This is a genomic window from Kitasatospora sp. GAS204B (assembly GCF_029892155.1).
In the GTDB taxonomy this organism is placed as follows: Bacteria; Actinomycetota; Actinomycetes; order Streptomycetales; family Streptomycetaceae; genus Kitasatospora.
On record NZ_JARZAG010000004.1, the window covers coordinates 72,018 to 98,286 of the forward strand.

22 protein-coding genes are annotated in these 26,269 nt (G+C 73.6%); 7 read left to right on the top strand and 15 right to left on the bottom strand.

Going from position 1 to position 26,269, the window contains the following annotated elements; genetic code table 11:
* Positions 1–7: 7 nt before the first annotated feature.
* On the bottom strand, positions 8–1,372 hold the full coding sequence (locus P3T41_RS07235) for a hypothetical protein (RefSeq protein ID WP_280688753.1): 1,365 nt from the start codon (positions 1,370–1,372) through the stop codon (positions 8–10).
* A gap of 255 nt (positions 1,373–1,627) precedes the next feature.
* Here P3T41_RS07235 and P3T41_RS07240 point away from each other — a divergent pair, with 255 nt between their 5' ends.
* The gene (locus P3T41_RS07240; RefSeq protein WP_280688754.1) at positions 1,628–2,656 is read left to right on the top strand and encodes a cytochrome c oxidase assembly protein; all 1,029 of its coding nucleotides are present in this window, start codon (positions 1,628–1,630) and stop codon (positions 2,654–2,656) included.
* Positions 2,657–2,688: 32 nt separating this feature from the next.
* The gene (locus tag P3T41_RS07245; RefSeq protein ID WP_280688755.1) at positions 2,689–3,270 is read left to right on the top strand and encodes a nucleosidase; all 582 of its coding nucleotides are present in this window, start codon (positions 2,689–2,691) and stop codon (positions 3,268–3,270) included.
* 62 nt (positions 3,271–3,332) lie between these two features.
* Here the strand turns inward: P3T41_RS07245 and P3T41_RS07250 are convergent, their stop codons facing one another.
* The gene (locus P3T41_RS07250) at positions 3,333–4,124 is read right to left on the bottom strand and encodes a ZIP family metal transporter (RefSeq protein ID WP_280688756.1); all 792 of its coding nucleotides are present in this window, start codon (positions 4,122–4,124) and stop codon (positions 3,333–3,335) included.
* Between the two features lie 221 nt (positions 4,125–4,345).
* Between P3T41_RS07250 and P3T41_RS07255 the strand changes: the two genes are divergently transcribed.
* Together P3T41_RS07255 and P3T41_RS07260 are read left to right on the top strand one after the other, a co-directional pair.
* Positions 4,346–4,981 carry a DUF4291 domain-containing protein gene (locus P3T41_RS07255; protein WP_280688757.1) on the top strand — a complete coding sequence of 212 codons (636 nt, stop codon included), beginning with the start codon at positions 4,346–4,348 and terminating at the stop codon, positions 4,979–4,981.
* Between the two features lie 129 nt (positions 4,982–5,110).
* The gene (locus tag P3T41_RS07260; protein WP_280688758.1) at positions 5,111–5,560 is read left to right on the top strand and encodes a nuclear transport factor 2 family protein; all 450 of its coding nucleotides are present in this window, start codon (positions 5,111–5,113) and stop codon (positions 5,558–5,560) included.
* A 21-nt stretch (positions 5,561–5,581) separates the two neighbouring features.
* Here P3T41_RS07260 and P3T41_RS07265 read toward each other — a convergent pair whose 3' ends face one another.
* From P3T41_RS07265 to P3T41_RS07300, 8 genes are all read right to left on the bottom strand, one after another.
* The gene (locus tag P3T41_RS07265; RefSeq protein WP_280688759.1) at positions 5,582–6,199 is read right to left on the bottom strand and encodes a TetR/AcrR family transcriptional regulator; all 618 of its coding nucleotides are present in this window, start codon (positions 6,197–6,199) and stop codon (positions 5,582–5,584) included.
* Between the two features lie 46 nt (positions 6,200–6,245).
* Positions 6,246–7,301, bottom strand: coding sequence for a BadF/BadG/BcrA/BcrD ATPase family protein (locus P3T41_RS07270; protein WP_280688760.1), 1,056 nt, complete (start codon positions 7,299–7,301; stop codon positions 6,246–6,248).
* A gap of 66 nt (positions 7,302–7,367) precedes the next feature.
* Positions 7,368–8,651, bottom strand: a complete 1,284-nt coding sequence (locus P3T41_RS07275; protein WP_280689037.1) for a 6-phospho-beta-glucosidase — start codon at positions 8,649–8,651, stop codon at positions 7,368–7,370.
* A gap of 5 nt (positions 8,652–8,656) precedes the next feature.
* Positions 8,657–9,559, bottom strand: coding sequence for a carbohydrate ABC transporter permease (locus P3T41_RS07280; protein ID WP_280688761.1), 903 nt, complete (start codon positions 9,557–9,559; stop codon positions 8,657–8,659).
* Between the two features lie 2 nt (positions 9,560–9,561).
* Positions 9,562–10,536, bottom strand: coding sequence for a sugar ABC transporter permease (locus P3T41_RS07285; protein ID WP_280688762.1), 975 nt, complete (start codon positions 10,534–10,536; stop codon positions 9,562–9,564).
* A gap of 7 nt (positions 10,537–10,543) precedes the next feature.
* Entirely contained in the window at positions 10,544–11,884 is a 1,341-nt protein-coding gene (locus tag P3T41_RS07290) for an extracellular solute-binding protein (RefSeq protein WP_280688763.1), read from the bottom strand.
* 124 nt (positions 11,885–12,008) lie between these two features.
* Complete coding sequence (locus P3T41_RS07295; protein ID WP_280688764.1) at positions 12,009–13,196, bottom strand: ROK family transcriptional regulator; 1,188 nt, start codon at positions 13,194–13,196, stop codon at positions 12,009–12,011.
* A 237-nt stretch (positions 13,197–13,433) separates the two neighbouring features.
* Positions 13,434–14,486, bottom strand: coding sequence for a mechanosensitive ion channel family protein (locus P3T41_RS07300; RefSeq protein ID WP_280689039.1), 1,053 nt, complete (start codon positions 14,484–14,486; stop codon positions 13,434–13,436).
* Positions 14,487–14,944: 458 nt separating this feature from the next.
* Between P3T41_RS07300 and P3T41_RS07305 the strand changes: the two genes are divergently transcribed.
* Positions 14,945–15,562: an HNH endonuclease gene (locus tag P3T41_RS07305; RefSeq protein WP_280688765.1), complete on the top strand. Its 618-nt coding sequence runs from the start codon at positions 14,945–14,947 to the stop codon at positions 15,560–15,562.
* A gap of 155 nt (positions 15,563–15,717) precedes the next feature.
* Here P3T41_RS07305 and P3T41_RS07310 read toward each other — a convergent pair whose 3' ends face one another.
* Positions 15,718–19,923: a beta-N-acetylglucosaminidase domain-containing protein gene (locus tag P3T41_RS07310; RefSeq protein WP_280688766.1), complete on the bottom strand. Its 4,206-nt coding sequence runs from the start codon at positions 19,921–19,923 to the stop codon at positions 15,718–15,720.
* A 424-nt stretch (positions 19,924–20,347) separates the two neighbouring features.
* On the opposite strand from P3T41_RS07310, the gene malQ reads away from it, so the two are divergent.
* Complete coding sequence (gene malQ, locus P3T41_RS07315) at positions 20,348–22,465, top strand: 4-alpha-glucanotransferase (protein WP_280689040.1); 2,118 nt, start codon at positions 20,348–20,350, stop codon at positions 22,463–22,465.
* A 12-nt stretch (positions 22,466–22,477) separates the two neighbouring features.
* Positions 22,478–22,720 carry a hypothetical protein gene (locus P3T41_RS07320; RefSeq protein ID WP_280688767.1) on the top strand — a complete coding sequence of 81 codons (243 nt, stop codon included), beginning with the start codon at positions 22,478–22,480 and terminating at the stop codon, positions 22,718–22,720.
* Between the two features lie 57 nt (positions 22,721–22,777).
* On the opposite strand, the gene P3T41_RS07325 is transcribed toward P3T41_RS07320, so the two are convergent.
* The 4 genes from P3T41_RS07325 to P3T41_RS07340 all read right to left on the bottom strand — a co-directional run bounded on the left by P3T41_RS07325 (position 22,778) and on the right by P3T41_RS07340 (position 26,236).
* The gene (locus P3T41_RS07325) at positions 22,778–23,488 is read right to left on the bottom strand and encodes a VIT family protein (protein WP_280688768.1); all 711 of its coding nucleotides are present in this window, start codon (positions 23,486–23,488) and stop codon (positions 22,778–22,780) included.
* Positions 23,489–23,571: 83 nt separating this feature from the next.
* Positions 23,572–24,333, bottom strand: coding sequence for an FAD:protein FMN transferase (locus tag P3T41_RS07330; RefSeq protein WP_280688769.1), 762 nt, complete (start codon positions 24,331–24,333; stop codon positions 23,572–23,574).
* Complete coding sequence (locus P3T41_RS07335) at positions 24,333–24,845, bottom strand: FMN-binding protein (RefSeq protein ID WP_280688770.1); 513 nt, start codon at positions 24,843–24,845, stop codon at positions 24,333–24,335. The genes P3T41_RS07330 and P3T41_RS07335 overlap by 1 nt, the downstream gene beginning before the upstream one ends.
* A 14-nt stretch (positions 24,846–24,859) precedes the next feature.
* A complete protein-coding gene (locus P3T41_RS07340) occupies positions 24,860–26,236 on the bottom strand; it encodes a ferredoxin reductase family protein (protein ID WP_280688771.1) in 1,377 nt (458 codons plus the stop codon).
* Between the last annotated feature and the right edge of the window lie 33 nt (positions 26,237–26,269).

The following is a 26,269-nucleotide window of genomic DNA, read 5'->3' on the forward strand; positions in this document are numbered from 1 at the left end:
CCCCCCGTCATCGGAACTCCGCCAGCCGGCGGCCGATCCCGCGCAGCACGCCCGCCGCACCCAGCAGGGCGAGCACGGCGGCGGCGTAGACGACGGTGCCGGTGGCGTCCCGTCCGTTCTTCGCCGCGCTCAGGAAGTCGGCCTGTTCGACCTTCACCGCGTTCGCCAGGTCCTGATCCAGCGCCAGGAAGGCCGGCTGCGCGCTGTCCGCGCCACTGCCCACCGTGCCGTCCAGCGCGCCCTGGTAGTCGCCGGCGTTGTTCTTGGCGTCGGCGGCGGTGTGCCGCTGGGTCCAGAGCGAGAACTGGTCGCGGGCGGCCTTGATGTCCGCCGCCGCGCCGCTCGGGGCCAGCTGTTGGGCATTGGCCAGGGCGCCGGAGTCGGCCGCCGAGGTCTTGGTCCACTGGTCGGCGTACTGGGTGGTGGAGCCGCGCGCGACCAGGTTGAGGTTCTCCGCGGTGCGTGCCTGCAGCGAGTCCACCCGGGCCAGGTTGAGCGCCTGCAGCGGCGTCGAGCCGTGCTCGAGGCTGTCCGAGAGCGCCGAGTCGGCGGCCAGCACCCCGACGGTCAGCCAGAGCAGGGTGGCCAGCAGCGCGCCGGTGGCGCCCAGCAACCCGAGGTTGAGCACCCGGTTGGTGCGCCGGAACAGCCGGACCTGCACCCAGAGCAGGCCGGCCAGGAGCAGCGCGCCGAGCACGTAGGCCGCCCAGGGGGTGGCCTGGGCGTCGGCGTAGTCCTGGTTCAGCCGGGCGAGTTCGGCGTCGGACAGGTGCTGGGCGGCCGGCAGCAGCTGGCTCTGCATCTGGTTGGAGGCGTAGCTCAGGTAGGCCGCGCCCAACGGCAGGCCCTGCCGGTCGTTGGTCCGCGCGGTCTCCACCAGGCCCGAGTAGACCGGCAGTTGCTGGTTGAGCTGGTCGATCCAGGTCTGCGCCCGGCCTGCGCCTGCGCTCTGCGCGGCGGCCTGGGTGAGCAGTTGGGCGGCGTTCGCCAGGTCGTCCTGGTAGCGCTGGCGGACCTCGCGCGGTTCGCCGCCGGCCAGCAGGAAACCGGAGGCCGCCGTGGTGTCGGCGTCCGCCAGCGAGCGGTAGATCTCGGTCGCGTTCTGGCTCAGCGGCTGGCTGTGGGTGACCACCTGGTCGGCCGCGCTGCTGCGGTCGGCCACCTGCCACCCCGTCAGGGCGCCGAAGGCGAGCACCAGGACCACCAGGGCGGTCCCGGTCAGCCGCAGCTGCCCGGGCGCGGTGCGGGCCGCGGCCCGCCAGCGGTCGCGCCGTCGCGCCCGCGGCGGCGTCGGTGGGCGTCGTGGATACGGTGGTGGCGCGCCGCCACCCTGTCCCGGCGGTCGTGCCGCCGTCTGCGCTGGTGTTGCCACCCGCCCCACCTTCCCCCAAGGCCACCCCGACGGTCAGGACCGGCCCGTTGCCAGCAGTATGGCCACCGCGTCCGACAGCCACACGTGACTTGCGCCAAGACGCGACTGAACCTTAGTGCGGTTGCGGCGCCGGGCCACCGGCGGGTGGCGCGCTGGACGGCGTGGCGTCGGTGCCCCGCTGCCGGTGATCGACTCGCGGTCGGCCATGATGGCGTGGGAACCCGCCGCACCCGGGCGGAGCATGGAGCGCGAACGATGCAGAGCACAGCAGTCCTGGCCGAAGCCGCCGGATACCACGGCCCGCCGCCGTGGCAGTGGGCCGACCTGGCCACCTCGTGGACCGCCGAGCCGGTGGTGCTGGCGCTCTGCGCGCTGCTCGGCGGCGGCTACCTGCTCGGTCTGCGCACGCTGGCCCGGGCCGGGCAGCGCTGGCAGCCGACCCGCACGCTGAACTTCTTCGGCGGGCTGCTGCTCTGGATCTGGGTCACCTGCTCGGGCATCGGCGTCTACGACCGGATCCTGTTCACCGACCGGGCCGTCCAGGTGGTCCTGCTGCTGATGCTGGTCCCGCTGCTGATCGCGATGGGTGCGCCGGTCTCGCTGCTGGCCGAGGCCTCGCCGCCGGACCGCCGGGAGCGGATCCTGCGGGCGCTGCGCAGCGGGCCGTCCAAGGTGCTGATGTTCCCGGCGGTCTCCACCGTGCTGCTGCTGGCGCCGCCGTGGCTGCTCTACTTCACCCCCTGGTACGAGAAGAGTCTGAGCAGCGGCGCCTGGAACATCGGGCTGCACGTCTCGCTGGTGCTGCTCGGGCTGGCCTACTTCTGGCCCCGGCTGCAACTGGACCCGGTCGGCCACGAGTACCCGCACCTGATCGGGCTCGTGATCACCTTCGTCGAGGTGATCTTCGACGCGGCGCTCGGCATCGTGCTGATCTACGGCGGTCACATCGTCGCCGAGCACTACTACGTCACGCTGGACCGCCCCTGGGGCCCGAGCATCGCGCAGGACCAGACCTGGGGCGGCAACGCGCTCTGGGTGCTGGGCGATCTGGTCGGCCTGCCGTTCCTCTGCGCGCTGATCCGCCGGATGATCGTGCAGGGCCGCGAGGAGACGGCGGCGGTGGACGCGGTGCTGGACGCGCAGTACGCGGCGGCAGCGGAGGCGGCCCAGGCGGCCGGGGCGGAGGGCGGCGAGGGCGGCGAGGCCGAGCCGGCCGAGGTCGGGCTGCGCCCGTGGTGGCTGGACGACCCCAACCTGAAGCACCGGTTCGGCGCCGACGGCTGAGTACGCGGGCCTGTCTCAGTACGATCGGGCGCATGCAGCTGATCGGAACCGTCGCCCCTGACCGCCCGCTCCTGGTCCTCGCCGTCGCCGAGGAGGCCGCCCACCTGGGCGAGGACCTGCCGGTCCTGCTCACCGGCATGGGCAAGGTGAACGCCGCCACCGCGCTGGCCACCGTCCTGGCGAGCGGCCCGCACCCGGCCGAGGTGATCAACCTCGGGACGGCCGGCGCGCTGCGGCCCGGGCTGGACGGTCGGATCCACCTGATCGGCACGGTGCTCCAACACGACCTGGACACCAGGGTGCTGCGGCAGCTCACCGGCCAGAGCTTCGGCGGCCCGCTCACCCTGGCCGCCGACGGCGCCGTGCTCGCCACCGGCGACCTCTTCGTCTCCGACCACGCCGCCCGCGACCGGCTGGCCGCCGCGGCCGAGTTGGTCGACATGGAGGGCTATGCCGTCGCTGCCGCCGCCCAGCGCGCGGGAGTTCCGGTCCGGCTGGTCAAGTACGTCAGCGACGAGGCCGGCGAGGGCGCGGCGAAGGCCTGGCGGGACTCGGTGGACGACTGCGCCGTGCGGCTGGCGGCTTGGGTGCGCGAGCAACTCGCCGGGCGCTGAACCACTGAGGGGGGCGCCGACCGGCGCCCCCCTCGCAGTCGCTCGACGCGCTCAGGCGCGGTTCACGCCCCGCCGGCCGTCACGATCGCGTCGGTGGCGAAGCCCAGCAGCACGCCCGCCAGGATCAGCCAGGTGGTCAACTCCTTGAGCGCCGCCCGCCGGGCCACCGCGAGCAGCTCGATGACGACGTAGAGGATCGAGCCGGCCGCCAGGCCCAGGAACGCGATGCTCAGCTTGTCGTTGACCAGGTGCTGGCCGACCAGGGTGCCGGCGAAGGTCGGGCCGCCGCCGATCAGGCCGAGCAGGCCGAGGCTGCCCCAGGACGGGCGGGTGCCCTCGGCGGCCAGCGGGGCCACGATGCCGAAGCCCTCGGTCGCGTTGTGCAGGCCGAAGCCGATGATCAGCAGCACGGCCAGCGATATCTCGCCGCGCGCGGCCGAGTTGCCGATCGCCAGGCCCTCGGCGAAGTTGTGCAGGCCGATGCCGACCGCGATCATCATCGCCAGCTCGGCCGCGCCGGCCTTCGCGCCCTCGACACCGGCCGCCTTGGCCCGCCGCCGGGCGTTCCAGCGGTCGTAGTAGACCAGCCCGACCAGCCCGATCCCCAGGCCGGTGGCCAGCACCAGCGCGCCGCTGATCGCGGTGCCCCAGTGCTTCTCGGTCAGTGCCTGGTCGGTGGGGTCCCAGGCGTGCGTGAGCACGTCCCAGATCAGGAAGATCAGGATCCCGATGGCCAGCGCGTTCAGGCCGGCCCGCAGCCGGGGCGCCGGGTTGCGCAGCCGTCCGATCGGCAGGCCGAGGTAGATGGTGAAGCCTGCGATGGCCCCGAGGAGGGCGATCTGACCGCTGGACAAGGCTTGCTCCGGTGGGGTCGGAATGAGGGTGTCGCCGCAGACAGTAAGCCAGGCAAGGCTCACCTAACAAGCCGTTGGGTCGGAGGTCTCGGCCAGGCAACGGTCGGATCACGAGGGGATTCCCGGTCGGCCATGAACAGCCCAAGAGTGGCCCAAGGAAGAGTCCCGAGTGCCTCGTAATCCCGGTGACGGTGGCCACCCGCCCGGTGCAGACTGACCCGATGCAGCACGAGAGCAGCGAAGCCGCCCCACTGCCGGTCCGGCAGATCCGCGCCGCCTACACCGAGCAGACGGTGACGGTCTACCAGGCCTACCCGCCCGCGATCGGCGAGCACGCGGCCCGGCACGGGGAGTTCCCGGCCGACTGGAGCCGCAGCCGGATGACCTGGATCAAGCCGAGCTTCCGCTGGATGATGTACCGCAGCGGCTACGGCACCAAGCCGGGCCAGGAGGTGGTGCTGGCCCTGGAGATCACCCGGGCCGGCTTCGAGTCCGCGCTCGGCCGGGCCGTCCTCTCGCACTACGACTCCGAGGTGCACGCCGACCGCGCCGCCTGGTCGAAGCGGCTGAAGGAGAGCACGGTGCGGGTGCAGTGGGACCCGGAGCGCGACCTGGACCTCAACCCGCTGGGCCACCGCTCGCTCCAACTGGGCCTGGCGGGCCGCGCCACCCGCGACTACGCCGACCACTGGCTGCGCGCGGTGCGCGACGTCACGCCGCTCGCCCACCGGGTGCGGGATCTGGTGCGGGCCGGTGACCGGTCGGCGGCCGCCGCGCTGCTGCCCGCCGAACTGCCGTACCCGCCGGTCGCGGTGGAGGTGGTCCGGGAGCTGCGGATGTCGCCGCAGGAGATCTGACGGGGCGTCGGCAAGCGGGGGGTAGACAAGCGGGGGGTAGACAAGCGGGGCGGACTCTCCGGATACTGAAGCGGGGCCACCGTTCCGATTCCACCGGTCCCGTTCTGCCGACTCCGGAGGAGCACTCCCATGTCCGAAACCGTCCTGACCCCGCGCCAGGTGCTGGAGAAGCTGTTCCACACCGTCGTGCACGGCACCCGCGACGAACTCGCCGACCTCTACGCGCCCGACGTGGTGATCGAGATGCCGTTCGCCCCGGCCGGCGCGCCCAAGGTCTCGCACGGCCGCGAGGAGTTCCGGACCCGGCTGAAGGAGCGGGCCGGCCGGTGGGTGTACACCGGTGTCGACGTCCTGCACCTGCACGACACGGACGACCCCGAGGTGGTGGTGGCCGAGTACCAGGTGCGCGGCACGGTGAGCTCGACCGGACGGCCGTTCGCCTTCACCTACATCATGGTGGTCCGGGTCCGCGACGGGCTGATCGCCGTCTCGCGCGACTACTTCAACGTGCTGGAGAGCATGGCCGCCCTGGACGCCACCCCGGAGGCGATCGCGGGCCTGATCCACGGTGACGCCTGACGGTCTTCGCGGGCCCGCCCGTCAGTGGCCGGTCGTGCTCCGGGCGGCGAGCAGGCCGAGCGCGCCCGTGACGGCCTCGTCGAACGGCTGCCGCGACTGGGCCGCCCTGGCCAGCACGTAGCCGCCCTGGACCACCGCGACGACGGCGCCGGCGGTGGCCGCCGGGTCGAGTTCCGCGCTGAACTCGCCGTTCGCGAGGCCCTCGGCGAGCAGTTCGGCCAGCCGGCCGTGCAGCCAGCCGAAGGTCTCCTCGACCGGCTGGCGCAGCATCGGGTCCGCGATCACCTCCGGGTCCTGGGTGAGCCGCCCGACGGGGCAGCCCTTGAGGACGTCCCGCTCCCGGCGCAGGTAGGCGGTGATCCGCTCCAGCGCGGTGCCGGGGCCGGCGAAGTCCGCCTCGGCGCCGGCCCGGACCTCCTGTGCGGTGCGGGTGATCGCGGCCAGCGCCAGGTCGGGCTTGCCGTCGAAGTGGTGGTACATGCTGCCCTGGCCCACTCCCGACCGCTGCTGGATCGCCTTGGGGCTGGTGCCGACGTACCCGCGCTCCCAGAGCAGCTCGCGGGTGCTCTCGATCAGGCGCTCGGCAGCGTTCGGCCCGGCGGCGTTCGGCCCGGCGGCGTTCGATCCGGAGGTGTCCATGCGAGGCATCGTACCTACCAGTAGGTACAGCGGGCAAAGGGCGGCGCTACGCCACCACCGCCGCCGTCGTGCTGCCGTACGCCTCGCGCAGCCGCCGCTGGGCCGCCTCGCCGCCGCCCAGGCCCCCGTCGGCCAGCCGGTCCAGGCCGAGCAGCGCCGCGCCGAGCACCGGGGGAGCGGTGACGATCCGAGGCAGCGCCTGCGGGGCCAGGGCGTGCAGCCGGGCGGTCAGGTTGTCCAGCAGCAGCGGGTGCTCGGCGGCCAGCACCCCGCCGCCCAGCACCAGCGGGGTCGGGGTGTCCAGCAGTTCGAGCCGGGTGAGCGCGACCCGCACCAGCCTGGTGATCTCGTCGGCCTGACGGTCGATCAGCTCCAGCGCCGCCTGATCGCCCCGCTCCGCGCAGCCGAAGATCAGCGGCACCACCTCGTGGAGCCGCTCCTGGCCCAGCTTGCGCAGGTGCAGCGCCTCGGCGACGGCGGTGGCGTCGGGCAGCCCGAAGTGCGCGGCGATCGCGGGGGCCAGCGCGGTCGCCGTACCGCGCCCGTCCTCGGCCCGGGTGGCGTGCCACATCGCCTCGGCGGCCAGCCCGCCGCCGCCGCCCCAGTCGCCGGTCAGCTGGCCGAGCGCGGGGAACCGCACGGTGCGGCCGTCGGGCAGCAGGCCGACGCAGTTGATCCCGGCCCCGCAGACCACCGCCACCCCGTACGGGGTGGCGCTGCCGGCCCGCAGCAGTCCGAAGGTGTCGTTGCTGACGGCGACCGTGCGGCCCCAGCCGTACGCGGCCAGCGCGCGCTCCAGCTGCTGCTCCTCGACCGGCAGATCGGCATTGGCCAGGCAGGCCTGGAGGTGCTGCCCGAGCGGCCCGGCGGTGGCGCCGAGCCCCGCCGCCCGGGCTGCCGCCGCGATCAGCGGCGCGAGCGTGGCGACGGCCGTCTCGGGACCGTCCAGGTGCGGCGTGAAGCCGCCGCCGCGCGCGGTGCCGAGCAGCTGCCCGTCGGCGCCGACCAGGGCGACATCGGTCTTGCTGTTGCCCGCGTCGATGGCGATCACGCCGACGGGCTCGGTGGCGTGATCGTGCGGTTCCAGCTGGTGGTGGTCCATCGTTTCCCCGGGGCTCGTCCATGAGGCCCCGGCCGGTCCGGCCGGGGCGCGGTGCATGACTGGTCGTCAGAGCCAGCTCAGGTACCGGCTGTTGTGTGCGAGCAGCCGGTCCGTCAGCTGGTCGGCGAGCTCGATCTGGCCGACCAGCGGGTGGGCGAGCAGCGCGTCGAAGACCCGGTCGCGGCCGCCCTTCAGGGCTGCCTCCAGGGCCAGTTGCTCGTAGGCCGTGACGTTCGCGATCAGGCCCCGGTAGAGCGGCTCGACCGGGCGCTGCGGCAGCACGGACACCCCGTGCGGGCCGACCCGGGCCGGGACCTCGATCACCGCGTCGTCCGGCAGGAACGGCAGGAGCCCGTCGTTGCGGGTGTTGACCACCTGCACGTCGTACCGCTCGCCGCCGGTCCCGAGCAGCGCCGCGAGCAGTTGCACGGCCGCCTCCGAGTAGAAGGCGCCGCCGCGCTTGCCCAGCAACTCGGGCTTGCTGTCCAGGGTCGGGTCCGCGTACAGGTCCAGCAGTTCGCGCTCGATCGCGGCGACCTCGGCGGCCCGCGAACCCTTCTCGCGCAGCTCCTCCACCACCTCGTCGTGCTGGTAGAAGTAGCGCAGGTAGTAGGAGGGCACCACGCCGAGCCGGCGGATCAACGGCAGCGGCAGCTCCAGGTCCGTGGCGATCTCGGGCCCGAAGCCGTCGAGCAGTTCCGGCAGCACCTCGCGCCCGGTGGTCGCCTCGGGCGTCTCCAGCAGCGTGACCCCGCGCTCCCAGGTCAGGTGGTTCAGTCCGACGTGGTCGAGCCTGATCAACTCCGGTGCCACGCCCAGGTGCGCGGCGAACTTGCGCTGGAACCCGATCGCCACGTTGCACAGGCCGACCGCCTTGTGCCCGGCCTCCAGCAGGGCCCGGGTGACGATGCCCACCGGATTGGTGAAGTCGATGATCCAGGCGTCCGGGTTGGCCCGGCGGACCTGCTCGGCGATCTCCAGCACCACCGGGACGGTGCGCAGCGCCTTGGCCAACCCGCCCGCGCCGGTGGTCTCCTGGCCGACGCAGCCGCACTCCAGCGGCCAGGCCTCGTCCTCGCCCCGCGCCGTCTGACCGCCGACCCGCAACTGCAGCAGCACGGCGTCCGCGTCCGCGACGCCCGCGGCCAGGTCGCCGGTGGTCCGCACGACGGCCGGGTGCCCCTGCTTGGCGAAGATCCGCCGGGCCAGGCCGCCGATCAACTCCAGCCGCTCGGCGGCCGGGTCGACCAGCACCAGCTCGGCGATCGGCAGCCGGTCGCGCAACCGGGCGAAGCCGTCGATCAGTTCGGGCGTGTAGGTGGAGCCGCCGCCGACGATCGCGAGTTTCAGAGACATCAGCCCTTGACTCCTGTCAGGGTCACACCTTCGATGAAGGCCTTCTGTGCGAAGAAGAAGAGAACGATCACCGGTGCCATCACCAGCAGGGTGGCCGCCATGGTGAGGTTCCAGTTGGTGTGGTGCGCGCTCTTGAACGACTGCAGGCCGTAACTGAGCGTCCAGGCGCCCTGGTTCTCGCTGGAGTAGATCTGCGGTCCGAAGTAGTCGTTCCAGCAGTAGAAGAACTGGAACAGTGCCACCGCGGAGACGGCGGGCCTGGCCATCGGCAGGATCACCCGCAGCAGGGTGCGCAGTTCCCCGCAGCCGTCCACCCGGGCCGCCTCGGTGTACTCCTTGGGGATGGTGAGCAGGAACTGGCGCAGCAGGAAGATCGAGAAGGCGTCGCCGAAGGCCATCGGGATGATCAGCGGCCAGAGCGTCCCGGTCAAGTGCAACTGCTTGGCCCAGAACAGGTACATCGGGATCACCGTCACCTGCGGCGGCAGCATCATCATCGAGATGACCGCCATCAGCGCCAGGTTGCGCCCCCGGAACCGGAACCGGGCCAGCGCGTAGGCGACCGGCAGGCTGGAGACGATGGTCAGCGCGGTGCCCGCCCCGGCGTAGACCAAGGTGTTGCGCCACCAGGTCAGGAAGCCCGGGGTCTGCCACACCTTGACGTAGTTGCCCCACTGCCAGTTCTGCGGCCAGAAGTCGGTGGTCAGCGCCTGGCGGTCGGTCATCACCGAGGTGAGGAAGACGAAGACGAACGGCATCAGGAAGAAGAGCGCCGCCGCCACCGCGGTGGAGTGCACGGCCACCCAGTGCAGGGCGGCCCGGCGCCGGGCGGCGCGCACCGCGTCGCCGTGCCTGCCGGCGCCGACCGGCTTGGCGAGCGTGGGGGTCGAAGTCAGCGTCATGCTCAGTCCTCGCTCGTCACGAAGCCGGCCCGGCGGCGCAGCAGCAGGCTGGTGAAGGCCATCGACAGGGCGAACAGGACCAGCGCCACCACGCAGGCCGAGCCGGTGTCGAAGCGCTGGAAGCCCAGGTTGTAGACCATCTGCGGCAGCGTCCAGGTGGAGCCCTGCGGAAAGCCGGGCTCGAACTGCTCGCCGGAGCCGCCGATGATGCCGCTGGCCACCTGCCCGGCCACGATGGCCTGGGTGTAGTACTGCATGGTCTGGATCACGCCGGTGACCACCGCGAACATCACGATCGGCGAGATGTTCGGGTAGGTGACGTAGCGGAACCGCTGCCAGGGTCCGGCGCCGTCCAGCTCGGCCGCCTCGTACTGCTCCGTCGGCACGTCGAGCAGCGCGGCCATGAAGATCACCATCAGGTCGCCGATGCCCCACAGGGCCAGCATGGTGAGGGCCGGTTTGGACCAGGTCGGATCGTTGAACCAGCCCGGCTGCGGCAGGTGGAGCTTGCCGAGCAGGTGGTTCACCGGCCCGGTGCCGGGGTTGAGCAGGAACGCGAAGGCGATCGTGGCGGCCACCGGCGGGGCCAGGTAGGGCAGGTAGAAGGCGGTGCGGAAGAGGCCCGCGCCGCTCTTCACCTTGGTGATCAGCATCCCGATCCCGAGCCCGAAGAGCACCCGCAGCGTCACCATCACCACGACCAGCCAGAGCGTGTTGCGCAGGCCCTGCCAGAAGAAGGGGTAGTGGTTGAAGACGTAGTCCCAGTTCTTCAGGCCGGTGAAGACGGGCGGGGCGAAGCCGTCGTACTTCATGAAGGAGAAGTAGACGGTGGAGATCAGCGGGTAGGCGAAGAAAAAGCCGAAGCCGATCAGCCAGGGGGAGAGGAACGCCAGCGTGCGGGCGGTCTCCCGGCGGCGCTTGCGGCGCAGGGCCTGCGGTACGCGCGCCGCCGGGCGGGTGGCTCGGGTCAGTGCCATCGGGGTGTCACTTCGCCTGGGCCACGGCCGCGTCGATTTCCTTGTCGGTGGCCTTCAGCCCACCGGCCAGGTCGGTCTGCTTGCCGCTCTCCACGTCGTAGGCGAAGTTCTGCAGGCTCACCTGGTACGCGCCGCCGTTGATGCTGGCGGGCGTGGTCGAGGAGTTCGGGTTCTTGGCGATGTCCAGGAACGTCTTGAAGTTCGGATCCTGGGTCAGGTTCGGCGAGTTGAGCGCGGCGACGGTGCTCGGCACGTTGTGGATCGCGTTGGCGAAGCTGACCACGGCGTCCGTGTTGGTGGTCAGGTACTTCACCAACTGCCAGGCGGCGGCCTGCTTGGTGCTGGTCCGGGCGATGCCGACGATGGTGCCGGTCTGGTAGCCGCGGCCGTAGGTGCTGGCCAGCGCGTCCGGCACCGGGAACGGCGCGGTGCCGTAGTCGACCGTGGAGTTGTCGTCGGAGATCGACTGCGTCCGCCACTCGCCGTCGATCGCCATCGCCACCTGGCCGGTCTCGAACGGGTTCTTGGCGCTGAACTCGTCACCGAAGCCGGTGCGGAACTTCTCCAGCTTGTCGTAGCCGCCGAGCTGGTTCACCAGGTCCTTCTGCCAGCTGAGCATCTGGGTGACCGTCGGGTCGTTCGCCAGGTTCGACTTGCCGCTGGCGTCGAAGTAGCCGGTGCCCCACTGGCCGAGGTAGTGCGCGGGGGAGGACTCGTAGCCGTGGTAGTCCGGCATGAAACCGAGCTGCTGGTAGCCGTCGCCGCTCGGGACGGTCAGCTTCACCGCGTCGGCGTCGAACTCGCTGAGCGTCTTGGGCGGCGCGGTGATCCCGGCGGCCGCGAAGGCCTTCTTGTTGTAGTAGAGGCCGTAGGCGTCGCCGAGCAGCGGCAGCGAGCACTGGTCGCCCTGGAAGCCGCTGTACTGCAGCATCGGCGCCGGGAAGGTGGCCTTCGGGTCGATGCCGTCCTGCTTGAGGAAGGGCGTCAGGTCGGCCCAGATCTTGTCGGTGCAGAACTTGCCCACGTTGTCGGTGGTGAACGAGGAGACCACGTCCGGCGCGTCGGGGCCGCCGGCCCGCAGCGCCTGCTCGCTCTTGTCGTCCGAGATGTTGGCGACCACCTTGACATGGACGTGCGGGTTGAGCTTCTCGAAGTTGGCGATGTTCGCGTTGATCGCGCCGGTCTCGTTGGGCTGGCTCCAGCCGTGCCAGAACGTGATCGTGACGTCCTTGCCGTTGGTCGAGGTGTCGCTTCCGGCGGAGCTCTGTCCGGTGCAGCCGGCCAGGAGCACGACGCTCGCGCCGAGTGCTATCGAGGCGAGGGAGCGGCGGGTACGGGTCTGGGACACGCGTCCTCCAGGGGGGTGCGGGGGCGGGCGGCATGGCCCGTCCACCCGGCGGGGGGAAGGTGGGGAGGGGTGGTGCGTCGGGCGGTGCTGTGTCGGGCGGTGCTGTGTCGGGCGGTGGTGCGCGTCAGGCGGTGGTGAAGGCCCTTTCCCGCGCGGCGGTCAGGGCGTGGTGCAGGGCGCCGTGCAGCACGGGGGAGCCGGGGACGGTGCTGCTGAGCAACTGGGGGCGGGGCACCGCGAGGCCGGTGAGTTCCTCGCGGACCAGCTCGCGCAGCCGATCGCCGCCGGCGGTGGGGATCCCGCCGGAGAGCACCACGATCTCGGGGTCCATCACCGCGACGACCGCGGCCAACCCGGTGGCCAGCCGGTCGGCCAGCTCTCCGAGGAACTCCTCGCCCGCGCCCGGGGTCACCAGTGCGCGTTCGATCGCGGCCTCGGCCGTCCTGCCGGACAGCCCGTGCCGCTTGGCCAGCGCGAGTACGGCGTCGGCGCCGGCCAGCTGCTGGAAGCCGCCGGAGTTCTCCCGGCGGACGTTGCGGACCACCGGCGCGCCGGGCACCGGCATGTAGCCGACCTCGCCGGCACCGCCGGTGAAGCCACGGTACAAGCGGCCGCCGATCACGATCGCGGCGCCGATCCCCTCGGCTGCCCAGAGCAGCACGAAGTCGTCGCAGCCGCGCGCCGAGCCGAGGGCTCGCTCGGCGACAGCGGCCAGGTTGACGTCGTTCTCGATCGAGACCGGCGCGCCCAGCGCCGCTCGCAGCTCGGTCAGCAGCTGCGGGTCGTGCCAGCCGGGCAGGTGCGGGGCGTAGCGCAGCTTGCCGGTGGTCGGGTCGAGCGCGCCCGGGGTGCCGATGGCGACCTCGCTCAGGCAGCCCGGCGCGAGGCCGGCCAGCCGCAGCGTCTCGGCCACCCCGTCGGCGACCCGAGCCACCGTGCCGGCGGCCTGCCGGCCCGGGGTGGGCACCTCGTGCTCGGCCAGCGTGCGGCCGGTGATGTCGGCCACCGCGAAGCTGATCTGACTGGGCGTCACATCCAGGCCCGCGACGTACCCGGCGGCCGGGTTCACCTGGTAGAGCTGCGCGTTCGGCCCCGGGCCGCCCGCCGTGGTGCCCACCGGGACCACCAGCCCGGCTGCCTCCAGGCGGGCCAGCAACTGGGAGGCGGTGGGCTTGGACAGGCCGGTCAGGGCGCCGATCCGGGTGCGGGAGAGCGGGCCGTGCTCGAGCAGCAGGTCGAGTGCCGCCCGGTCGTTGATCGCCCGTAGCCGGCTGGGGGTGCCGGGGCGGCGAGTGCTGGTGGAATCTGTCACGGGCTCGATCCTCCCTCATCGGCGCTGGCGTCGGGGTGGTGGTGACCCCTTGCGATGATTGGAAACTTTACTAACAGTCGAGGGCAGGCTGTCAATGGTTTCGACTGACCTTCGACTGACCTTCGACTGACCTTCGACGTGCAGTCCGACATCACGGTGCGGACACGACGGAGCCCCGCGACCCGGAGATCGGGGTCGCGGGGCTCCGTGACGTGCGACTTCGCGCGGAGCGCGGCGCTACGGCAGCTTGCCGAACGCCTGCTGCTCCTCCGGCGTGGGCGCCGGGATCGGCCGGACGGCCAGCGAACGGGCCGAGGCCGGATCGGAGAGCGCGGACGGCGGCAGCGCGTCCGCCGGAGCCACGGCGGCCACGGCGGCCGCGATCCCGTCCTCCTCCTTGAGCTTGATCCCGGCCTCGTCGAAGGCGAGCTTGAGGCGCTGCCGCAGCCCCCGGGTGATCAGGGTCGCCTTGCCCGGCATGGTCCTGGCCTGCACCCGCAGCACCACGGCGTCGGCGGCCACCGACTCCACGCCCAGCACCTCCACCGGCTCCCAGAGCAACTCGTCCCAGGGCGCCTCCTGGGCGAAGTCCTCGGCCGTGCGCAGGATCAGCTCGGTGACCTGGTCCAGCTTCTCCCGGTAGCCGACCTGGACGTCCACCGTCGCGGTCGACCAGCCCTGGCTCATGTTGGCGATCCGCTTCACCTCGCCGTTGCGGATGTACCAGATCTCGCCGTTCGCACCGCGCAGCTTGGTCACCCGCAGGCCGACCTCCAGCACGGTGCCGCTGGCCACCCCGGTGTCGATCTCGTCCCCGACGCCGTACTGGTCCTCCATGATCATGAAGACCCCGGAGAGGAAGTCCGTCACCAGGTTGCGCGCGCCGAAACCGATCGCCACCCCGGCCACGCCGGCGCTGGCCAGCAGCGGCGCCAGGTCCATGCCGAGAGCCGACAGCACCATCAGCGCGGCGGTGCCCAGGATGCTGAACGAGGCGACGCTGCTGAGCACCGAGCCGATCGCCGCCGAGCGCTGCTGGCGGCGCTCGGTGTTCACCAGCAGCCCGCCCAGCCGGCCGATCGAGTCGGCGTCGGCCTCCGGCTCGCGGGTCATCCGCTGTATGAACTGCGCGATCAGCTTGCGCACCACCGCCCGCAGCAGGACCGCGAGCACCACGATGATCAGGATCCGCAGCGCGCCCTCGACCCAGCTCGCCCAGTTGGCGTCCAGCCAGGACGCGGTCTGCTTGGCGCTTGAGGTCACGTCGTCCGCACTGGTCGGCAGGTGCAGCGACGGGGCCTGGGGCGGAGCGGCCGACGGGCCGGCGGCGGCCAGGGGGAGGAGGGCCGGGGGACCGGACCAGCTCACGGTGGAACCTTCCTGCAGAGGGACACGCCACCGGTCCGTGCGGGACACACCGCCCACGCGGACCGGGCACCTCAGCCTAACGCCCGTCCACCGCCCTGTTTCCCCGCCGTTTGCCCGCCGGGGGACCACGAGGTCCCGTCGGAGTGATCTTCCTGGGCCGCTCAGCGGCGTCGTGACGGCCGTTCGAGTGCGACACGGTGCGCCGCTGGGCATAGAGATCAGTACGACCGGTCGCGACCGAAGCCTCTTCGGGCCGTTACCCGGTAGTGGTGGCGCCGTACAAAGTCGTAAGGCGACACTGGGGGTGATCGCGCAGCGATGCGCGATCATCCGCTCGTCCCGGCGCGAGCCACGCGCCGCAGGCGTCCAAGGAGGCATCCGTGCCGCATGTCCTGGTCCTCAACGCGTCCTACGAGCCACTCGGCGTCGTATCGATGCGCCGCGCCCTCATCCTCGTCCTCAACCACAAGGCGGTCAGCCTGGAGGACTCGGGTGTCACTCTGCACAGCGCCACCAGCGCCGTTACGGCGCCCTCCGTGGTCCGGCTCACCCGGTTCGTCCGGGTGCCGTTCTGCGGGCCAGTACCGCTCACCCGCCGCGCACTGTTCGCCCGTGACCACGGGCGTTGCGTCTACTGCGGGGCCGCCGCGACCAGCGTCGACCACGTGATCCCGCGCAGTCGCGGCGGGCAGCACCGCTGGGACAACGTGGTGGCGGCCTGCCGCCGCTGCAACCACATGAAGGCCGACCGCCACCTGACCGAGCTCGGGTGGCGGATGAAGCGACCTCCGGCTCCGCCCAGCGGGCTCGCCTGGCGCATCATCGGAACCGGGATCAGGGACCCGCGCTGGCGGCCCTACCTGGAGCCGTACGGCGGCACGGACCAGTTCCGTGACTTCGAACACCACGACCATACCGACCACGCGGGAGCACCGGTTCCGCTGGGCCGGTCCCGTCCCGTCCACCGCGATGAGCAGCCGGAGGCTCTCACCGCCTGACCAGCGAGGGCCGAACGGTGCCTCATGGGCCGGTGGCGCGCTCGAGCGAGCGCACCACCGGCCCGCCGTCATGGTCGGCCGGTATGACGACGGCGACATCCGCGCGCTGACGGCCGGGCAGCTCGCCCGGCGCCGACCGTCATCGGGTCACGGCCTCAGTGCGTCGAGCCCGGTGAGGAGCTCGGGTCCGGCGAGGCGCCCGGGGTCGGGGCGCCGCTCGGGGGTGGGCTCGGTGTGCTGGCGGGGGGTGGGGTGGCCCCGGTGCCCGGAGTGGGCAGGGGCGTGGGGACCGGCACCGGCACCGTGGGGGTCGGCGTGCTGCTCGGCACCGGTCCCGGCACGCCGCCCGGGGTCGGCGTCGGTGCCGGCACGCCCACCGGCGGCTGGGCCGGGGGCGCCACGGTGCCGCCCTGCTCGGTGACCCCGTAGAGCTCGAGCCCGGACAGCGAGTAGCCGTCCTTGGTGGCCCGGCTGACCCCCTGCATCCGCAGGTAGAGGGCTCCGGGCGCGTCGAACCGGACCGTCTCGGTGCTGCCGTGCCCGTTGGCGACCGTGGCGACCGTGGTCCAGGTCTTCCCGTCCGCCGAGGTCTCCAGCCGGTAGGCACTGGCGTAGGCGTCCTGCCAGTGCAGCACCGCCTCGCCCAGGTGGGTGGCCTGCGGCAGCTTCAGCTGCACCCAGGCGTTGTCCGTGGCCGGCGAGGCCCAGCGGGTGTTCGGGTCGCCGTCGTTCACCGCCGAGGACGGGAGCTTGGACGTCAGGTCGCCCGACGAGCTCGCCGTCGCGCCGCGCGCCAGGTCGGGCCCGCCGGTCGGCGGCACCACGTGCACCTGGAGGGTCTGCTGGATGGCCACCGAGCCGGCGGTGAAGCTCACCGGCACCTGGTAGGTGCCGGACGGGGTGCCCGCCGCCGCGCTGACCTGCACCGGAGTGCTGGCCCGCCCGCCGCGCGGCAGGCTGACCGGGGTGCCCGGCTGGCCCGGGGCGGGGGCGGGCGCCACGGTGATGCCCTGGACCCCGCTCGGGGCCGCCGCCTGGAGCAGGCCGGTCGTGCCGTCGGGGCGCAGCGCGTCCACCACGGCCTGGGTCTGGGCGGGCGCGGGGGCGCCGGCGATCACGTCCAGCACCGGGTCGACCAGGGTCAGCCGGGCCACCGGGGTGTCCGCGTACCAGGGCACGATCTGGTTGACCACCGGTGCGTCGCCGCCCGGCTGCCAGGTCAGTCGCACCGCGTCGGTGGGTCGGCCGCCGGCCGGCAGCTCGTTGTAGCCGGGGCGCAGGGTGCCGATGTCGCGCCAGCTGCCGTCCGGATCGTGCACCGACACGGTGGCGGTGGCCCGCACGGTCGGGTCGGTCAGCACGGTGAGCCGGTCCAGCGGCCGGGGCGCGCCCAGCTCGATGCTGAGCGGGGCGTCGGTGACGGTCGGCGCGGCGGCCGCCCGGTAGGCGGTGTCGGGGTCGCCGTCCAGCACCGTGGCGGCCGAGGAGCCGGGCAGGGCGGCCGGGCCGCCGGAGACGGTGACGTTCACGCTGTCCGGCGCGGTCACGCTGAACTCGCGCACCGCGACCGCCGTCTGCTGGGTCTTGGTGGCGCGCAGCCGGACCGCCTTGACCAGCACACCGGCCGGCAGCTGGGCGGTGACCGTCTTCTGCTGGTGCACCGTCGTCAACTGGTGCCAGACGGCGTCGTCGCCGACGTACTCCAGCACCCCGTCGTGCAGGTAGTCGTTCGCCGCGGCCGCTGTATCGTCCCCGATCGGGGCGGCACTGCCGGGCCCGCCCGCACCGTCCGTCGAGCCCATCCGCACCGTCACCGAGGCCACCGGGCGCCCGTCACCCAGCGCGACACCGATCGCGTCGCCGGGCTGCGGCGGGGCCGAGGTCCAGTAGAAGGTGTCGGGCGAGGCGTCGGCCATCAGCGCCGGGGGGTGGCCGTTCGCGCTGCCCATGGTGGTGGTCGCGCTGAGCTGGCCGGAGCTCACCCCCGACCAGCTGTCGGCGGCCTGGGTGGCCCGGTCCAGGAAGGGGTCCAGCACCCCGGCGCCGACCGTCACCGGACCCTGGGCGGCCAGCTGGGTGCGCAGCGCGCGCAGCTGCACCCGGGCCTGCCAGGCGGTGGCGCCGTCACCTCCGTGCTGGGCCAGCAGCATGTCCAGGGCCGCCTGCCCGGCCTTGCCGTACAGGCTCAGTCGGTCCAGCCAGGGGCCGGCCTCCGCGGCCAGCGGGCCGGCCCCGGCCGGTGAGCCGCCGCGCAGCGCGTCCGGGGCGCCGGCCATGGTGCCGAAGGCGGCCCGCAGCGGGTCGGCGGCCTGCTGCAGCCGGCCGAGGTCGACGGCGCCGCCGGCGGGCTGCAGCGCGGACCAGAAGGCGTCGAGCAGCGGGGTCAGGTAGCCCGACTCCTGGGAGGAGAGCGGTGACGAGGAGCTGTTGCCGGCCAGCGCGCCGATCGCGGCCAGCGCGGGGCCGGCGTCGGTGGCGGCGGCCGGAGTGGCGCCCTGGACCGGCCCGAACTCGGCCGCCAGGGCGCGCAGCGCGTACCGCCAGGAGGCGTCGGACTGGTAACCGGTCGGGTTCCAGGCGTAGTCGGCGGCGGTCGACAGCGGGATCTGCGAGGCGGTGGGCTGCTGCATCGCCGCCGTAAGCAGCATCGCCGAGCGGCTCGCCACCTCCGGGTCGCGCCCGGTGTAGGGGCCGAGGAAGAGCCGACCCGGGGTGGAGTCGTTGACCGGGTAGTTGTCCATGGTGACCAGCGGGTGGTCGAAGAGGCGCCCGGTGTCCGCGGTCTGACCGGCGGTGATCTTCCCGGGGATCACCCCGACCCCGCTCCAGGCGATCTGCACCACCTTCGGCAGCGCGGCGGCCAGCGCGGTGCGGTACGGGCTGGCGCCCTGCTGGTGGAACTCGGTGGGCACCACCGAGAGCGAGGCGAGCGCCGGATCCGGGTCGATCAGCCGCCGCTGGACGGCGGCCGCCAGCTTCGCCTGCGCCTTGGCGGCGGCGGCCGGCCCGGTGCCGAAGGCGTCCTGGTCGGCGGAGCAGTGCCAGTCGTCGTAGCTGACGTCGTCGAACTGCAGCTGGAAGGCGCCGAATCCGAGGTCGCGCATCGCCGAGAGCTTGCCGATCAGCGCGTCCAGGTCCTTGCCGGAGCTGAAGCAGAAGTTCTGGCTGGGGGAGACGGCGTAGCCGAGCGTGACGTGGTCGGCCGCGGCCCGCTGGGCCAGCGCCTTCAAGTCCTGTGCCTGCGCCTGCGGGTAGGGCTGGCGCCACTGGTCCTGGCGGTACGGGTCGTCACCGGGGGCGTAGAGGAAGAAGTTCTGCTTGGTCCGGCCCAGGAAGTCGATCAGGTCGAGCCGCTGGGCGGTGGTCCACGGGGTGCCGTAGAAGGACTCGGCGGTGCCGCGCAGCGCTGCGCCGGTGGGCCAGTCGCGGATCGTCAGACCGGGGAAGCCGTAGCCGCCGCCGTTCTGCCCCTGCCCGGCCGGCACGGCGGTGAGCAACTGGCGCAGGCTCTGCGCGGCGTAGAAGGTGCCGGTGGTGTCCACTCCCGCGAGCACCACCGCACCGTAGGAGCCGCCGGCGATGGGCAGTTGACCGGCCGCCAGCACGTAGCCGCCGGCCGGCAGCCCGGCCGGGCCGCTCGCGCCCAGCGCCTGCAGCGCCTGGGCGGCGCTCGGGTCGGGCTGCTCGGCGGGGCCGCCGAAGTAGACCACCAGCGAGCCGGCCGTGGGCGGCGGGATCGGCGTGCCGGGGACCAGCGAGGAGGGGACCACCACGCTGGTGGCGCCCGCCTCACCGAGCACCTCGCGGACCGCCGCCAGCGCGCCCGGGTCGGCCTGGCCGCCGGTCACCAGGGTCACCTGGGCGGGCACCGTCACCGGCTTGCCGCCCGGCGTCAACTGCTGTGGCTGTGGGAAGACCTGAGGGCTGGTCAGACTCCCGAGCGGAGTGCGCACCGGGGCGCTGACCGCGTACCCGGCGCCGGTACCGGCCGCCGCCGTGGCCGGGGCGGCGGCGACCAGGCCGCCGATCACCGCGGCGGCCGAGAGGGTGGCGGCGATCCGCAGCGCGGCCCGGCGGTGCGTCAGGGCCTGTGCGACGCCGGTGCCGGTGACGGTCCGTCCACTGATGGTCCGTCCGCTGGGGTGCCGCTCGGCGCGCACCGCGGCGAGCAGCGGTTCGGTGCCCTTGAGGTCGGCGATCAGCCGGTCCGCCGCCCGCGGCGCGACCAGGCGCGCGGTGCGGGCGGCGGACCGCCGGGTGACATGGACGGCGGGATGCTGCAGGACCTCACGCAGAGCCGGGCTTGCTTGGAACTGTTGCCGCAGCCGCTGACCTGCGGCGACGGACACACGGGTCTGCACGGGGGCCTCCTCGCGGCCGGGGGCGGGCGGCCGAACGGGGTGATCGACGGGCTCGCGACGACTGCTTTCCCGGCCCCCCTGCCGAACCCGCCGACCTCGCGGCCCCAGCCCACCAGTTGGCTGCTCCCACTGTCAACGTGAGCCGGTCCGATGGCCGTTCCATCCCCTTTTGTCCGGTGCTGAACCGGCTTTCGTCCGGCGCCCGGACCCGATCACTTCCCCACCTCCGGCGCGCCGCCGCGGATGCCGACCGGACCGGCCGGGTAGGAGTGGAGCTGACGAACACTCTGCCGCCGCAGGAGTCACACCACACCCGCGAAATTGTCCCCGAGTCCTCCAGGAGACCGTGTTGGCCGCCTATCTCCACCGCTCCGACGAACAGCCCGACGAGTCGTCAGGTCCGGCCGCCGATACCGCCGCCGACCTGCCCACTCCCGCGCTGGCCGCCCTCGCCCACGCGCACGGCGTGGACAGCAGCTACGACCCGGGCGACGGCGTGCCGGTCCGGGTCGGCGCCGGCACGCTGGTCGACGTGCTGGCCGCGCTCGGCGTGGACGCGAGCACCCCGCAGGCCGTCGAGCTGGCGCTGGCCGAGCACCGGGCCGCCGTCGCCGCCCGGCTGCTGCCGCCCTGCCTGGTGGTCCGCGCCGGGCGACGCACCGCGCTCGACGTGCCCGCCGCCGCGCGGCTGAGCATCACCCTGGAGGACGGCGGCAGCTGGCAGCTGGCACCGGCCCGCTCGCACTGGCTGCCCGCCGACCTGCCGCTGGGCCGCCACACCCTGCACCTGACGCTGGCCGACCGGGCCGCGACCACCACCCTGATCGTGGCCCCCGACTCGCTCGCCCCGCTGCAAGGGCGCGGCTGGGGCTTTCTGACCCAGCTCTACTCGGTGCTCTCCGAGCGCTCCTGGGGCATGGGCGACCTCGGCGACCTGGCCGAGCTCGCCCAGTGGTCGGCCGGCGCGCTCGGCGCCGACTTCCTGCAGCTCAACCCGCTGCACGCGGCGTTGCCCGGCACCCCCTCCGACCCCTCGCCCTACCGGCCCTCCTCGCGCCGCTTCGCCGACCCGGTCCACCTGCGGATCGAGGCGGTCCCCGAGTACGCCTACACCGACGCCGCCGACCGGGCCGACCGGGCCGAGCTGGCCGAGCTGGCCCAGCAGGGCGGCCGGCTGCGCGCCGAGGTGCTGGAGCACGACGGCCTGATCGACCGGGACGCCGTCTGGGCGGTCAAGCGCGAGGCGCTGCGGCTGCTGCACGCCGTCCCGCGCGGGCCGGGCCGGGAGGCCGCCTACCAGAGCTTCGTCCGGAGCGAGGGCGACTGGCTGGAGCAGTACGCGACCTGGAACGCACTGGCCGAGCTGCACGGCAGCGACTGGCGGCACTGGCCCAAGGGGCTGCGCCACCCCGGCACCCCGCAGCTGGCCGCCGCCCGCGCCGAGCTGGCCGAGGCCGTGGAGTTCCACCGCTGGCTGGCCTGGTTGCTGGACGAGCAGCTCGGCGGGGCCCAGCAGGCCGCCGAGCGGGCCGGGATGGCCGTCGGCCTGATCCACGACCTGGCCGTCGGCTGCCACCCGAACGGCGCGGACGCCTGGGCGCTGCAGGACTACCTGGCCGCCGGCATCTCGGTCGGCGCCCCGCCGGACGCGTTCAACGCGCACGGCCAGGACTGGGGCCTGCCGCCCTGGCGCCCGGACACGCTGGCCGCCGCCGGCTACGCCCCGTACGCCGAGCTGCTGCGCGCCGCTGCCCGGCACGCGGGCGCGATCCGGATCGACCACGTGATGGGCCTGTTCCGGCTCTGGTGGGTCCCGGCGGGCCGCCCGCCCACCGAGGGCGCCTACGTCCGTTACGACGCCGAGGCGATGCTGGGCGTGCTCGCCCTTCAGGCGCACCGGGCCGGCACCGCCGTGATCGGCGAGGACCTGGGCACGGTCGAGCCAGGGGTGCGCGAGGAGCTGGCCGCGCGCGGGGCGCTCGGCACCTCGGTGCTCTGGTTCGAGCGGGACTGGACCGGCAAGGAGGGTGCCAAGGGCGCGCCGCTGGCCCCCGAGCGCTGGCGGCCCGGCTGCCTGGCCACCCTGACCACCCACGACCTGCCCAGCACCGCCGCGCGGCTGTCCGGCGAGCACGTCCAGCTGCGCCATCAGCTGGGCCTGCTGGCCCGCCCGCTGGCTGCCGAGCAGCAGGCAGCCGTCAGCGAACTGGCGGACTGGCGGGAGGAGTTGACCAAGATCGGATTGCTCGCCAACGGGGCCGAGCTGGACCAGGCCGCGCTCTACCGGTTCCTGCTGGCCACCCCGGCCGAGCTGGTCGGCGTCTGGCTGCCCGACACGGTCGGCGACCCGCGCCCGCAGAACCTGCCCGGCACCTGGGACCAGTACCCGAACTGGCGGCTGCCGATCGCCGACGCCGGCGGCCGCCCGGTCACCCTGGAACGGCTGGCCCGGGCAGCGGGCGCCGCCGAGCTGGGCGCCCTGCTCGCCGCCGGGCTGCCGGCCCGACCCGGAAGGCCGACCCCGCCGAGCGATGCCCAATAAAGGGCGGGTACGTTGAAAAACGTGGACAAGAGGAATGCTTTGCGCGCCGGTGCGGTCTCCGCGGCGGCCACGCTGATGATGCTGCTGTCGTCGCCCGCCTTCGCCGCGACCAAGGTCGCCACGACGGAGCAGGCCAGCCTGGGCGTCGGGGCCGCGATCGGACTGTACGTCGGGATCCCGGTCGTGCTCTTCGCGGTCATCGCCGGCCTGGTGATGCTGGGTACCGCCAACAGCGCCAAGGGCACCAAGAAGTAGTCGGTCCGACCGCCCCGCCACCTCACCACCCGGTGCAGTGGCGGGGCGGTCGCGTGCTCACGCCCCGGCCCTGCCCAGCAGCACGCCCGCCAGGTAGGTGACCGCCATAGCGAGGCCGCCGCCCAGCACGTTGCGCGCCACCGAGGGCCGCACCGGCGCCTCGCCCAGCCGAGCGCCCGCCCAGCCGGTGAGCAGCAGCGCGCAGAGCACCGCCGCCACCGTGACGGGCACCCGCAGCCCGGCCGGCGGCAGCACGATCGCCAGCAGCGGCAGCAGCGCGCCGATCGTGAACGAGACGAAGCTGGCCCAGGCCGCGTGCCAGGGGTTGACGATCTGCTCGGGGTCGATGCCCAGCTCGACCCGGGCGTGCGCCGTCAGCGCGTCCCGGGCGGTGTACTGCTCGGCGACCTCCCTGGCCAGCTCGGGGGTCAGCCCGCGCTCCTCGAAGAGCCCGGTCAGCTCCACCAGTTCGGCGTCCGGCTGCTCGGCCAGCTCGCGCTCCTCGACCGCGAGCGCCGCCCGCTCGGAGTCCCGCTGGGCGCTCACCGAGACGTACTCGCCGGAGGCCATCGAGAGCGAGCCCGCCAGCAGCCCGGCCAGCCCCGCGGTCAGCAGCGTGTTGGCCGACGAGGTCGCGCCGGCCACCCCGACCACCAGGCCGGCGGTCGACACGATCCCGTCATTGGCCCCGAGCACGCCGGCCCGCAGCCAGTTCAGCCTGCTGCTCAGGCTGCCGGCGTGGTTCTCCGCGTGCCCGATCTCGTCCATCGCCTCAGTCTTGCCACAGCCGCCGCCCCGAAACCCTGATCCGGCGCGGTCGCGGCGTGTCGTGCTGCCGGACGGTCGCCGGCTCAGCTCACCAGATGGCGCGCCACGCCGGGGGTGCCGAGGCGGCGGCCGTCCGGCAGCACCGCCAGGGCCTCGTACCCGTCCTTGGCCGTCACCCAGTCCAGCGCCCGCAGCGGGCCCATCGCGAAGGCGGCGGTGGCGTAGGCGTCGGTGCGGGCCAGCCGGGGGCCGATCAAGCTGAGCGAGAGCAGGCCGCGCGCGGGGCGGTCGGCCTTCGGGTCGATGATGTGCTCGCCGCGCTCGGCCGTCCCGGAGGTGGCCACCGCGAAGCCGTCGGCCCGCGCGTCCTCGCTCAGCACCGCGGCCAGCTGCCCGGCCCGGGTCGGGTCGGCGACGCCCACCCGCCACGGCCGTCCGGGCGCCGCCTGGCCCCTGGTCTGCACATCGCCGCCGCCGGTCACGCTGTGGTGCCGGTAGCCGGCCGCCAGCAGCAGCTCCGAGGCCCGCTCGATCGCCCAGCCCTTCACCCAGCCGGACGGGTCCAGCCGCCCGCCCGGGCGCGCGGTGAACCAGCCGCCGGTCTCGGTGGCGACGGCCGCGCAGTGCTCCAGGGCCTCGCCGACCAGCGGGTCGCACTGGCGCAGCGTCAGCTCGCCGCGGCCCAGCCGGCTGATCTCGCTGCCGGGCAGGTAGGTGGAGAAGAGGGCGTCCAGCCGGTGCAGTTCGGCGAGCGCGGGCCCCAGGATGCCCGGTTGCCCCGGCTCGGCGTCGCGCACCGCGAAGGAGAAGACGGTGCCCATCGCCGCCTCCGCGTGCGTCAGCATCAGTGCACGCCGGCCTGGTCGAGGGCGCTCTGCAGGGAGCGGGTGTAGCCGTCGCTGGTGTAGGTGGCGCCGGAGACCGAGTCGATCCGGGCGTTCCCGGCGGCGATCGCCTCCTGGTTCAGCTGGGGGAGCGCGTAGCTGTTGATCTCCTCGTCGCGGTTGGACTCGCTGGGGTACTGGAGCACGTCGACCTTGCTGAGCTTGCCGCCGGTGAGGGTGATCCGGACCTGGACCGGGCCGTACCGGGTGTCGACGGGGCTGCCGGTGACGGTCCTGGTCCCGCCGCCGCTCGCGGCACTGCCGGCGGCGCTCGGGCTCGGGCTCCCACCGGTGCTCGGGGCCGTGCCCGAGCCGGTGCCGCCGCTCGACGGCTGATCGGCCGGCGTCGCGGCCCCGGTGTCCGAGGAGATCACCGGCAGGCTCTGCGCGGAGGCGCTGCCGTGCGGCTTGAGGGCGAGCAGCAGCACCACGCCGGCCGCCGTGGCCGCGGTGGTGACGATGGTTCGGCGCATCGGCTCAGGCTCCTTCAGAAGACGAACGACTCATGGTGGATCCGCCGGCGCGGCACCCCCGCCGCGCACAGCGCCGTGATCACGGCGGTGGTGAACTCCTCGGGACCGCAGACGAAGACCTCGTGCCCGGTCAGCTGCGGTACCAGTCGCTTCAACCGCGGCGCCGTGAACGGATCGCCCACCTGCGAGCGCCGCCCCAGCAGGAAGTTCAGCTTCGCCCGTCGCCGTGCCGCCACCGCCTCCAGTTCCTCGCGGAACAGCACGTCCTGCTCGCTGCGGGCCCGGTAGAGCAGGGTCAGCTCGCCGGGCCGGGCGGGCAGCGTCTCGAAGAGCGCGCGGATCGGCGTGATCCCGACGCCGGCCGCGATCAGCAGCACCTTGCGGGCACCGCGCCGGCGCGCGGTGAACGCCCCGTACGGGCCCTCCGCCCGCACCCGCACGCCGGGGCGCAGCGCCGCCACCGCCCCGCTGTGCCCGCCCAGGTCCTTCACGGTGAAGCGCAGGAAGCGCGGGTGCGGCGGCGCCGAGAGCGAGTACGGGTTGGCCGCCCAGCGCAGTCCCGGCACCAGGAACTGCAGGCGGAAGAACTGCCCGGGCTCGCAGCGCAGTTCGTCCAGCCGCTCGCCGGTCAGGTAGACCGACACCACCCCGGGCGCCTCGGGGCGCACCTCGGCGATCCGCAGCCGGTGCCGGCGGTCGCTCAGGAACGGCACCACCAGCCGGAACCAGCCCAGCAGCGCGAAGGATCCCAGGTAGAGCGCCCACCAGCCGAGCATCCCGACGCCCTGGTTCAGGTCGGCGCCGTTGGTCAGCTGGTGGGCGAAGGCCAGCGCGATCGCCAGGTAGGTCGCCAGGTGCAGGTAGTACCAGGCCTCGTAGCTCAGCCGGCGGCGGGCGGCCCGGGCCGAGACCGCGCCGGTGCCGAGCAGCAGCAGGGTGCCGAAGGTCGCCTTGAGCATGTCCGGGTAGTGGAAGACCAGTTGCACGCTCTCGGGGACCACCCCGGTGTGCGCGGTCAGCGCGTACCCCCAGATCACCGTCAGCACGTGCACGGTGACCAGGCCGACCAGGTAGCGCCCGCCGAGCGCGTGCCAGCGGGCCAGCCGGTCGGCGCCCACCTCGCGCTCCAGCACCGGGATCCGGGCCATCAGCAGGAGCAGCACCGGCGCCGCGTAGCCGGCCAGCAGCCCGGTGATCCGGGCCGCGCCGGTCAGCCACTCGGCGGACCCGGTGACCGCGAAGGTGTCCCGCCACCAGAGCGCCAGCACGGCCGCGGCGCCCGCGGCGATCAGCACCGGCACCAGCGTGGCCAGGTCGACGGTGACCGAGTCGTGGGTCGCCGCGGGCGTGGGTGCGGCACGGCGTGCGCGGCGGTGGGTGGCGGTGCTCACCAGCGGTTCTCCTCCGATCGGGACATCGCCACC

Excerpts from the sequence above, each read along its gene's own strand:
- P3T41_RS07240 (WP_280688754.1), top strand. The coding sequence starts at position 1,628 with ATGCAGAGCACAGCAGTCCTGGCCGAAGCCGCCGGATACCACGGCCCG.
- P3T41_RS07245 (WP_280688755.1), top strand. The coding sequence starts at position 2,689 with ATGCAGCTGATCGGAACCGTCGCCCCTGACCGCCCGCTCCTGGTCCTC.
- P3T41_RS07255 (WP_280688757.1), top strand. The coding sequence starts at position 4,346 with ATGCAGCACGAGAGCAGCGAAGCCGCCCCACTGCCGGTCCGGCAGATC.
- P3T41_RS07260 (WP_280688758.1), top strand. The coding sequence starts at position 5,111 with ATGTCCGAAACCGTCCTGACCCCGCGCCAGGTGCTGGAGAAGCTGTTC.
- P3T41_RS07265 (WP_280688759.1), bottom strand. The coding sequence starts at position 6,199 with ATGGACACCTCCGGATCGAACGCCGCCGGGCCGAACGCCGCCGGGCCG.
- P3T41_RS07270 (WP_280688760.1), bottom strand. The coding sequence starts at position 7,301 with ATGGACCACCACCAGCTGGAACCGCACGATCACGCCACCGAGCCCGTC.
- P3T41_RS07280 (WP_280688761.1), bottom strand. The coding sequence starts at position 9,559 with ATGACGCTGACTTCGACCCCCACGCTCGCCAAGCCGGTCGGCGCCGGC.
- P3T41_RS07285 (WP_280688762.1), bottom strand. The coding sequence starts at position 10,536 with ATGGCACTGACCCGAGCCACCCGCCCGGCGGCGCGCGTACCGCAGGCC.
- P3T41_RS07325 (WP_280688768.1), bottom strand. The coding sequence starts at position 23,488 with ATGGACGAGATCGGGCACGCGGAGAACCACGCCGGCAGCCTGAGCAGC.
- P3T41_RS07330 (WP_280688769.1), bottom strand. The coding sequence starts at position 24,333 with ATGCTGACGCACGCGGAGGCGGCGATGGGCACCGTCTTCTCCTTCGCG.
- P3T41_RS07335 (WP_280688770.1), bottom strand. The coding sequence starts at position 24,845 with ATGCGCCGAACCATCGTCACCACCGCGGCCACGGCGGCCGGCGTGGTG.